5 protein-coding genes are annotated in these 10224 nt (G+C 72.7%); 3 read left to right on the top strand and 2 right to left on the bottom strand.

The annotated features are described in order from the left end of the window. The first annotated feature begins 12 nt into the window (after positions 1–12). Complete coding sequence (locus F5972_RS34150) at positions 13–5280, top strand: type I polyketide synthase (protein WP_150939827.1); 5268 nt, start codon at positions 13–15, stop codon at positions 5278–5280. A gap of 113 nt (positions 5281–5393) precedes the next feature. Beyond that, positions 5394–6008 (top strand): TetR/AcrR family transcriptional regulator, encoded by a 615-nt coding sequence (locus tag F5972_RS34145; RefSeq protein WP_150939825.1) that lies wholly within the window; start codon positions 5394–5396, stop codon positions 6006–6008. A 122-nt stretch (positions 6009–6130) separates the two neighbouring features. Here F5972_RS34145 and F5972_RS34140 read toward each other — a convergent pair whose 3' ends face one another. Both F5972_RS34140 and F5972_RS34135 read right to left on the bottom strand, forming a co-directional pair. Continuing rightward, positions 6131–7408: an LLM class flavin-dependent oxidoreductase gene (locus F5972_RS34140; RefSeq protein WP_150939823.1), complete on the bottom strand. Its 1278-nt coding sequence runs from the start codon at positions 7406–7408 to the stop codon at positions 6131–6133. Positions 7409–7411: 3 nt separating this feature from the next. After that, positions 7412–8263 (bottom strand): mycofactocin-coupled SDR family oxidoreductase, encoded by an 852-nt coding sequence (locus F5972_RS34135; RefSeq protein WP_150939821.1) that lies wholly within the window; start codon positions 8261–8263, stop codon positions 7412–7414. A 323-nt stretch (positions 8264–8586) separates the two neighbouring features. Between F5972_RS34135 and F5972_RS34130 the strand changes: the two genes are divergently transcribed. After that, positions 8587–10158: an MFS transporter gene (locus F5972_RS34130; protein WP_150939818.1), complete on the top strand. Its 1572-nt coding sequence runs from the start codon at positions 8587–8589 to the stop codon at positions 10156–10158. Positions 10159–10224 lie beyond the last annotated feature (66 nt).

The raw sequence follows: 10224 nt of genomic DNA, 5'->3' as shown, positions 1-10224 counted from the left end.
CAGGAGGGGTACATGGACGTCCCGGTTGAGGAGATTGTCGCGGCGCTGCGGAAATCTCTGCTCGACAACGAGGCGTTGCGGCAGCGCAACGCGGAACTCGCGGCGGCGGCGACCGAGCCGATCGCGATCATCGGTATGGCCTGCCGGTATCCCGGCGGGGTCACCACACCCGAGGAGCTGTTCCAGCTCGCCGTGGACGGCAGGGACGGGGTGTCCGCCTTCCCGGCCGACCGCGGCTGGGACCTGGAGGGCCTGTACGACCCCGAGCCCGGCAAACCCGGCCACAGCATCGCCCGGGAGGGCGGGTTCCTCTACGACGCGGCCGACTTCGACGCCGATTTCTTCGGCATCTCGCCGCGCGAGGCGCTGACGCTGGACCCGCAGCAGCGGCTCCTGCTGGAGGTGAGCTGGGAGGCCTTCGAACGCGCCGGCATCGACCCGGCGTCGCTGAACGGCAGCACGACCGGCGTGTTCGGCGGCGTGATGTACCACGACTACGGGTTCGGCACGAGCGGTGGCAGCGACGTCACCGGCCGGGTGGCCTTCACCCTCGGCCTGCAGGGCCCGGCGGTCACCATCGACACCGCCTGCTCCTCGTCGCTGGTCGCCATCCACCTGGCCGCGCAGGCACTGCGTACGGGGGAGTGCTCGCTCGCGCTGGCCGGCGGCGTGACCGTGATGGCCAACCCGGACATGTTCGTCTTCTTCAACACCCAGCGCGGCCTGGCCAGGGACGGCCGCTGCAAGTCGTTCTCCGCCGACGCGGACGGCACGGGCTGCTCCGAGGGCGCCGGCGTGGTGCTGCTGGAGACCCTGTCGAACGCCCGCCGCAACGGGCATCCGGTGCTCGCCGTGCTGCGCGGGTCGGCGATCAACTCCGACGGCGCGTCCAGCGGGATGACCACCCCGAACGGGCCGTCCCAGCAGCGGGTGATCCGCCAGGCGCTGAGCAACGCCGGGCTCTCCCCGGCCGACGTGGACGTGGTCGAGGCCCACGGCACCGGCACCACCCTCGGCGACCCGATCGAGGCGCAGGCCCTGCTCGCCACCTACGGCAGGCAGCGGCCCGAGGACGGCTCGCCCCTGCTCATCGGCTCGATCAAGTCGAACCTCGGCCACACCCAGGCCGCGGCGGGCGTCGCCGGGGTCATCAAGATGGTGCAGGCGCTGCGCAACGGGGTGCTCCCGAAGATCCTCCACCTCGACGAGCCGACCCCGCACGTGGACTGGTCGGCCGGCCGGGCGGAGCCGCTGCGCGAGGTGCGGCAGTGGCCGGCCGGCGCGCGGCCGCGCTACGCGGGGGTGTCGTCGTTCGGGATGAGCGGCACCAACGCGCACGTCATCATCGGCGAGGCCCCGGAGGAGCCGCCCGCGTCCGACCGCCTGCCCCTGCCGGCCGTCCCCCTGCTCGTGTCCGCCCGTACGGAGGAGAGCCTGCGCGCGCAGGCCGGTGCGCTGCGGACGCGCCTGGTCGGCGAGTCCGCCGCCGTGTCGGCGCCGGACCTGCTCGACATCGCCGCCACCCTGGCCACCGGCCGGGCCGTCCACGAACACCGCGCCGTTGTGATCGCCGCGGACCGGGACGAGGCGGTGGCGGGGCTGTCCGCGCTCGCCGACGGCGGCACCCGGCCGAACCTGTGGCGCGGCGAGGCCGCCGCGCACCGCACCGCCTTCCTGTTCGCGGGGCAGGGGACGCAGAGGCTCGGCATGGGCCGGGAGCTGCACGGCACGTTCGGGGTCTTCGCCTCGGCGTTCGACGAGGCGGTGGCCGCGCTGGAGGGCTGGCTGGCCCGCCCGCTGCGGGAGGTCGTCTGGGGCGGCGACGCGGACGCGCTGGCCCGGACCGGGTCCGCCCAGCCGGCGCTGTTCGCGCTGGAGGTCGCGCTCCACCGGCTGCTGGAGTCGTTCGGCGTCACGCCCGGCTACCTCGCCGGCCACTCCATCGGCGAACTGGCCGCGGCCCACGTCGCCGGTGTGCTGTCCCTGTCCGACGCGGCGCGGCTCGTGGCGGCGCGCGGAACGCTCATGCAGGCCCTGCCTCCCGGCGGCGCGATGATCGCGGTCGCGGCGGCCGAGGAGGAGGTGCTGCCCCTGCTCACCGGCCGGGTCGGCGTCGCCGCGGTCAACGGCCCGCGCTCCGTCGTCGTCTCCGGCGACGCGGAGGAGGCGGAGGCGATCGCCGCCCACTTCGCCGCCCTCGGCCGCAAGACCAGCAGGCTCCGTGTGTCGCACGCGTTCCACTCGCCGCTGATGGAGCCGATGCTCGACGAGTACGCGGCGGTCGCGGCCGAGATCGCGTACGGCGAGCCGCGCGTCCCGATCGTGTCCACGGTGACCGGCGAACCGGCGCCCGCCGGCACCTGGTCGGCGGACTACTGGGTGCGCCACGCGCGTGACGCGGTGCGCTTCGCCGACGCCGTCCGCTTCCTGGCCGGTGCCGGAGCCGACCGGTTCGTCGAGATCGGCCCGGACGGCGCGCTCGCCGGTCTGGCGGGGGAGATGCTCGAACCCGGCCGGGCCGAGACGGTCGCCCTGCTCGCCCGCACCGTGCCCGAGACCCGGGCACTGCTCACCGGGCTCGGCCGCCTGCACGCCGGCGGCGTGCCCGTCTCCTGGCCGGCGCTGTTCGAGGGCCGCGGCGCGCGCGTGGCGGACCTGCCGACCACCGCCTTCGCCCGCCGCCGGTACTGGTCCGACGACGAGTGCGGCGTGACCGCGAACGCGACGGGCCTCGGGCAGCGGGCCGTCGACCACCCGATGCTCACCGCGGTGGTCGCCGTGCCGGACACCGGCGGGCTGCTGCTGACCGGGCGGCTCTCCGCGCAGGCGCAGCCCTGGGTGCCCGACCACGCCATCTCCGGCACCGTGCTGTTCCCTGGGACCGGCCTGGTCGAGCTCGCCATCGCTGCGGGCGACCACGTCGGCTGCCCCACACTGGAGGAGTTCACCCTGCACGCGCCGCTGGTGCTCGGCGACGCGCCGGTCGAGGTGCAGGTCAGCCTCGGCGCGGCCGACGGCACCGGCCGCCGGGCGGTGACCGTCTACTCCAGGACCGCGGGCGGGCCGCTCGACGCCCCCTGGACCCGGCACGCGCAGGGCGCGCTCTCGGCGGAGGTCGCGCCGCCGCCCGCGCCCGAGCTCACCGAGTGGCCGCCGCCCGGCGCGGCCCCGGTGGATCTGGACCGCGCGTACGAGCGCCTCGCCGACCGCGGGTACGACTACGGACCGGCGTTCCAGGGCCTGCGGGCCGCCTGGCGGGACGGCGACGACTGGTACGCCGAGGTGGTGCTGCCCGAGCACGTGGAACCGGGCCGGTTCGGCATCCACCCGGCGCTGCTCGACGCCGCGATGCACGCCGACCTGCTGGACGAGGACAGCGCGGGGCAGACCCTCCTGCCGTACGCGTGGACCGGGGTGTCGCTGCACGCGACGGGCGCGTCCGCGCTGCGGGTGCGGATCCGCCGCCAGGGCCGCGAGGAGGTCACCGGGGTCCTGGTGGCCGACTGGTCCGGGCGGCCGGTGCTGTCGGTGGACGCGCTGGTCTCCCGCGCCGTGGACACCGGCGCGCTGCGCACGCCGACCGGCTCGGAGCTGCTGCGGGTGGAGTGGACCAGGCCGGACGCCCCGCCGCCGGGCACGGGCGCGGTCACCGTCGTGGACGACCTGTCCCAGCTCGGCGAGAGCGTGCCCGACGTGGTGGCCTACCGCTGCTTCGGCGCCGACGAGGCCGCCGCGGACGTGCCCGCCGCCGTACGGGCGGCCTGCGGGCGCGCGCTCGGCGCCGTCCAGGCGTGGCTGGCCGACCGGCGGTACGCCGACTCCCGGCTGGTCCTGCTCACCCGGAACGGCGTCCGCGTCCACGACGAGGCGATCGACGTCGGCCAGGCGCCCGTGTGGGGCCTCGCGCGGGCCGCGGCGGCGGAGAACCACGGCCGGTTCGCCGTGGTCGACGTCGACGCGGAGGCCGGCGAGGGGGTGATCGCCGCCGCCGTGGCGTCCGGTGAGCCCGAGGTCGCGGTGCGGGGCGGCGAGATCCTGGTGCCCAGGCTCGCTCGCGTGCTTGCCGCCATCCCTGCCGACGCGGCCGGGGACAGCGCGCCGTGGCCGGCCACCGGGACGGTGCTGATCACCGGCGGCACCGGCGGGCTCGGCGCCGTGATCGCCCGGCACCTGGTCACCGAGCACGGGGTGCGGAGCCTGCTGCTCGCCGGCAGGCGCGGCCCCGCCGCGCCCGGCGCGGCGGAACTGGCCGAGGAGCTGCGCGCGCTCGGCGCGGAGGTGTCCGTGGCCGCCTGCGACGTGTCGGACCGGGCCGCCGTCGCGGCGCTGCTCGCCGAGGTCCCGCGCGAGCGCCCGCTGACCGGCGTCGTGCACGCGGCGGGCGTCGCGGAGAACGCCCTGATCAACACGATCACCCCGGCCGACGTCGACCTGTCGCTGCGGGCCAAGGCCGACGGGGCGTGGCACCTGCACGAGCTGACCGCCGGGCTGGAGCTGTCGGCGTTCGTCCTCGTCTCCTCGGCCGGCGGCCAGGTGCTCGCCGCGGGCCAGGCCGGCTACGCCGCCGCGAACGTCTTCCTCGACGCGCTGGCCGTCCACCGTACGGCGGCGGGCCTGCCCGCGACGTCGATGGCGTTCGGGCTGTGGGACGTCGACACCGGCCTGAGCACGGGGCTCGGCGAGGCCGACCGGCAGCGGATGCGGCGGCAGGGCCTGCCGCCGCTGTCCCCGTCGGACGGCCTCGCGCTGTTCGACGCGGCGCTGGGCGCCGGCGCCCCGGCCCTGGTGCCGTTGCGGGTGGACCAGACCGCGCTGGACGCCCGCACCGACGAGGTGCCCGCGCTGCTGCGCGGCCTGCGCAGCCGGCGGGTCCGGCGGGTGGCCGCCGAGGCGGACGGCCGTCCGGCCGCCTCCGACCTCGCCGCGAGCCTGGCCGAACTGGCCCCGGCCGACCGCGAGCGGGTGGTGCTCGACCTGGTGCGCACCCACGCCGCGGCCGTGCTCGGGCATGACCGGAACACGGCGATCGGACCGGACCGCGGCTTCCTCGACCTCGGCTTCGACTCGCTGAGCGCGCTGGAGCTGCGCAACCGGCTCACCACGGCGACCGGGCACCGGCTGCCCCCCACGCTGATCTTCGACTACCCGACCGCCGCGGCGGTGGCCCGCCACCTGGTGGAGCTCTTCACCGCCACGCTCCCGGCGCCGGAGGTCGATCTCGGCTCGGCCACCGCCGACGAGCTGTTCGCGATCCTCGACAACGAGCTTGAGACGCTGTAACCCATGGTCATGGCCATGATGGGCGCCCGCTCGCCGAGCGGGCGCCCTTTGGCGGCCGCGAGTTTTTACGTATGATTAAGACAACTGTATTAGACGGCGTAAGGATTTCGATTATGGGACACCGCGAGGACCTGCTGGAGGGCGCCAAGCGCTGCCTGCGCGAGAAGGGGTACGCCCGTACCACGACCCGTGACATCGTGGCGGTCTCCAATACGAACCTCGCCTCGATCGGGTACCACTTCGGGTCGAAGGAGAACCTGCTCAACGAGGCGCTGATCGACGCTCTCGGGGAGTGGGGCAAGGAACTGGAGGGCGCGCTCGCCGCGGCCATGGGCCAGGACGGCGGCGCGCTGGAGCGGTTCGAGTCGATCTGGAGCCGCCTCGTCGAGTTGTTCGCCAACGACCGGGCCCTGTGCGCCGCGAACATCGAGGTGTTCGCGCAGATCGAGCACGTCCCGACCGTGCGCCAGGTGCTCGCCGACGGGCTGGAGCAGGGCAGGGAGGGCCTCGGCCGGCTGTTCGGCACGGTGAGCGAGGACACCGACCAGGAGACCGCCCGCGCCGTCGGGTCGTTCTACCAGGCCCTGGTCACCGGGGTCATGGTCCAGTGGCTGATCGACCCCGCCCACGCGCCGTCGGGTCACGACCTCACCATGGCGCTGCGCCAGATCGCCGCCGGCCTGATGTGGAACGGCGGCGCCCGGGAGCCCGAGCCCGAGCACGTCTGAGCGCCCGGGCCCGCCCGCCCGAGCGAGCGATTCGAGGGCCGGCGCTTTCGACGGCCGGCACGATGAAGGCCCGGAAGGCATCGCCTTCCGGGCCTTCCGCCGTACGACATGGCGCGACGTGGTCAGTCGTCCTCGTCGTCGGTGTTCTCCAGCATCTCCGCCTGCTCCGCGCTGATCACCACGTGGGAGACGTCGACGGTGGCCGGCTGGTGGCGCGAGAGCGCGTCCTTGATCGGCACCTCGAGCCGGGCGGCCTTGGCCGCGTCGAGCTCCTCGCGGCGCTCGGCGAACTCCGGCATGACCTCCCGGGCGAACAGCTCGAGCGACTCGCAGATGTGCTCGTGCTTGTTGGCGCCGATCTGCACCTGGAAGATGATCTGGTCGACGCCGACCTCCTCGTACGACCGGACCAGCTCGCGCAGCTGGTCGGGCGTGCCGATGGCCTTGCGGAGGTTGTCGATCCGGGCGAGCAGGTCAGGGTCCATGTCGGCCCGGGTCTCCGGGGGCAGGTGCCGGCTGAAGCCGAAGGCGTCGCGGTTCTCCGCGAAGTCCTTGGCGATGTCGGTGGCGCCCGGGCGGTGCGCGCCGTGCATCCAGTAGTGCAGGAACGAGTAGGCGAAGAAGTGGGCGCCGTGCACGCCGCGGTCCAGCGCCGTCTCCTCGTCCTCGTGGCACATGAACGGCATGACCAGCGCGAAGTTGGGGTTGACCGCGTAGCCGGCCGGCACGCACTCCTCGGAGGCGATCAGGTCGTAGTAGGTCTCGACGCGCTCCTTGGCCTCCTCGGGGGAGACGAACGCGAACGACAGCGCGCCCATGCCGTTGCGCGCGGCGTACTCCACCGTCTCGGGCGAGCTGCACGCGACCCACAGCGGCGGGTGGGGCTTCTGCTTGGGCTTGGGCACCACGTTGCGCGGCGGGACGTTGATCCACTGGCCCTTGTGGCCGGTGAAGGGCACCTCGGTGAGCATGCGGGTGATGACGTCGATCGCCTCGCGCCACTGCTCGCGCTTCTTGTCCCGCTCGACGTCGAAGGCGCCGACCTCCAGCTGGGTGCTGCCCTGGCCGCTGCCGAAGTCGACCCGGCCGCCGGAGATGAGGTCGAGGGTGGCCAGGCGCTCGGCCACGCGTACGGGGTGGTTCACGTTCGGCGGGATCGAGACGATCCCGTGCGCGAGCCGGATGTTCTTCGTCCGGGCCGCGGCGGCGGCCAGGAAGACCTCGGGGGCGGCCGAGTGGGAGTACTCCTCCATGAAGTGGTGCTCGGTCTCCCACACGTAGTCGTAGCCGAGGCGGTCCGCGAGCTCGATCTGCTCAAGGGACTCCTTGAGCACCCGCTCCTCGCTGTCCTCGGTCCACGGCTTCGGCACCTGGTGGTGGTAGAACAACCCAAAGCGCATGACTTACCACACGCCCCTCTTGAGCAGGGCACCGGCGTCGATCTTGAACTGGTTGCCGGTGACGTAGCGGGACTCGTCCGAGGCCAGGTAGACGACCGCGTGCGAGACGTCGGACGGGTCCAGGCACGGGATGGGCATGCCGTGGATCATGGCGAAGGAGGCGTTGCCCTCCTCCCGGGTCGGGTGCTCCAGGTCCGGCCGGAAGAGCCGCCACACGGACTCGTTCTGGATCATGTCGGTGTCGACGTTGGTCGGGTGGATGGCGTTGACCCGCCGGCCCGAGGGCGCGAGCTGGAGCGCCAGCGTGTTCACGTACTGGATCAGCGTGGACTTGGCCAGGCTGTATCCGAGGCCGCCGGGGCCCATCGGGCCCGGGTCCCCGCGGTCGGGGATCAGGCCGACCATCGAGCCGACCACGATGACCGAGGCGGTCTCGCTCAGGTGCGGCAACGTGGCGTGAATCGTGTTGATCACGCCGACCAGGTTGATGTCGACGGTGTCGGTGAAAGCGGTGATCGGCCGGTCCGGCCCGAGCACGCTGATCCCGGCGTTGGGGATCACCACGTCCAGCCTGCCCAGCTCCGCCACACCGTCGTCGATCGCGTTCTGCAGTTCGGCGCGGTCGCGGACATCCACCTGCCGGCTGAAGATCCGGCGGCCGGTCTGCTCGACCAGGCGGACGGTCTCCTTCAGGTCTTCGACGGTGGCCATCGGATACTGGGCGACCTCGATGTCCGTGCAGGCGTCCAGCGCGATGATGTCGGCGCCTTCCTCCGCCAGCCGGACGGCGTGGCTGCGTCCCTGCCCACGCGCCGCACCGGTGATCAGAACGACCTTGCCTTCCACGCGGCCCATACGGCCCTCCTGTGGTATGTGCGTCAAGGAATCTCCCGAACAGGATGTCCTGCCGGGTATCTCCGTCGCCTCCCGCAAGCACCCCTGTCATCGTCGCGAGGCCTCCGCCCGCGGTAGGGGTGCGCCGGTCGCCGGACCCCTACTACACCCCTGACCTGTGCCTTCTGCCTTCAGATCGTCGTGACGGCGTGGTTGTCTTGCGGTGCGGAATCCGTGTTCACCTCCCATGTCACCCCAATGACGAGACGGAGCGACCACATGATCAGGATCCCCAGCGGCAACTCGGTCTATACAAGGGTCTAATACGGACGTATGATTAAATCATGACTACGAATCAACTCGCCGGACGTAAGGAATGGCTGGCGCTCGTCGCACTGGCGGTGCCCCCCCTGTTGGTCGCCATCGACATCACGGTGCTCTACTTCGCCGTCCCGTCAATCGCGGCAGACCTCAAGCCCACCAGCACGCAGCAGCTGTGGATCATTGACATCTACGGGTTCGTGCTGGCCGGCATGCTCCTGACCATGGGTAACCTCGGCGACCTGTTCGGCCGCCGGCGCACCCTGATGATCGGTTGCACCATCTTCGGGCTCGCGTCCCTCGGCTCGGCGTTCGCCACGAGCCCCGAGATGCTGATCGTGTGCCGCGCGGTGCAGGGCCTGGGCGGAGCGGCACTGATGCCGTCCTCGCTCGCGTTGCTGCCGGTCATCTTCACCGACGACAAGCAGCGCCGCACAGCCATCACGGTGTTCTCGCTGGCCATCTCGGCCGGCGCGGGCTTCGGCCCGGTGCTGAGCGGCGTGCTGCTGAACAACTTCTGGTGGGGCTCGATCTTCCTGATCAACGCTCCGATCATCGCGATCCTGCTGATCGCGATGCCGTTCCTCGTCCCCGCCTTCCGGCTGCCGCGCGACCAGGTCGGCCAGTTCGACTGGCTCAGCGCGCTGCTGTCGCTGGTGGCGGTGCTCAGCGTGATCTGGGGTGTCAAGGAGCTCGCGATCAACGGCGTGGAGGCGGTCCCGCTCGGCGCGGTCGTCGGCGGCCTCGTGCTCGCGGTGATCTTCGTGGTGCGGCAGCGCCACCTGACCCACCCCATGATCGACCCGAAGCTGTTCAGGACCCGCGGCTTCCTGCCGGTGCTGACGGTCAGCGCCACCGGGTTCTTCCTGGTCATCGGGTTCTCGGTGTTCACCACGCAGTTCCTGATGGAGGTCATCGGCCTGCGGCCGCTGCCGGCCGCGCTGTGGTCGATGGCGTCCCCGGTGATCTCGGGCAGCCTCGTGCCGGTCGCCATGGGCATGGTCGACAAGGTCAAGCCCGCCTACCTGATGGCGTCCGGGTTCCTGCTCGCCGCGATCGGCTTCGGCATCATGACCCAGGTGACCGCCGACAGCGGCATCTTCCTGGTCGTGAGCGGCATCGTGGGCATCGGCGTCGGCACCGCGCTGCTGTTCGCCCTGCTGACCGACATGGCGGTCGCGATCTCCCCGCCGCGGCAGGTCGGCGCGGTCTCCGCGCTCACCAAGACGCTGCAGGAGTTCGGCGGCGCACTCGGCCTGGCGATCTTCGGCACCATCGGCGCCGCGATCTACCGGAACTACCTGGGCACCCGGATCGACGGTGTGCCGGCCGAGGCCGTGCGCGCCGCCCGGCAGACCATGGGTGGCGCGGTCGCCGTGACCCAGTCGCTGGCGCCCGACGCCGCGCGAGCGCTGCTCGCGGTCGCCCGTGAGGCGTTCGCCAAGGCGACCAGCCTCACCGCGATCCTCGGCATCGTGATCGCGCTCGTGTCGGCCGTGCTGCTCGTGACCCGGCTGAGCCACGTCACGTACACGAAGGAAGGAGAGGAGGTGCTCCCCGGGCCGGTCACTCCCGAGGTCCCCACCGCGATTTGACCGGCACGACGCGGCGGCCGGCGAGCCCCACCCGAACCCACCCTCGCCGCCGCCCGCGCACAGGGG

The organism is Microbispora cellulosiformans (genome assembly GCF_008728085.1).
Taxonomy (GTDB): domain Bacteria; phylum Actinomycetota; class Actinomycetes; order Streptosporangiales; family Streptosporangiaceae; genus Microbispora; species Microbispora amethystogenes.
The sequence above is the reverse complement of the archived record's forward strand: the minus strand, read 5'-3'. Positions and strand labels throughout refer to the sequence as shown.

Coding starts and splice junctions, on each gene's coding strand:
- F5972_RS34150 (WP_150939827.1), top strand. CDS start 13: ATGGACGTCCCGGTTGAGGAGATTGTCGCGGCGCTGCGGAAATCTCTG.
- F5972_RS34145 (WP_150939825.1), top strand. CDS start 5,394: ATGGGACACCGCGAGGACCTGCTGGAGGGCGCCAAGCGCTGCCTGCGC.
- F5972_RS34140 (WP_150939823.1), bottom strand. CDS start 7,408: ATGCGCTTTGGGTTGTTCTACCACCACCAGGTGCCGAAGCCGTGGACC.
- F5972_RS34135 (WP_150939821.1), bottom strand. CDS start 8,263: ATGGGCCGCGTGGAAGGCAAGGTCGTTCTGATCACCGGTGCGGCGCGT.
- F5972_RS34130 (WP_150939818.1), top strand. CDS start 8,587: ATGACTACGAATCAACTCGCCGGACGTAAGGAATGGCTGGCGCTCGTC.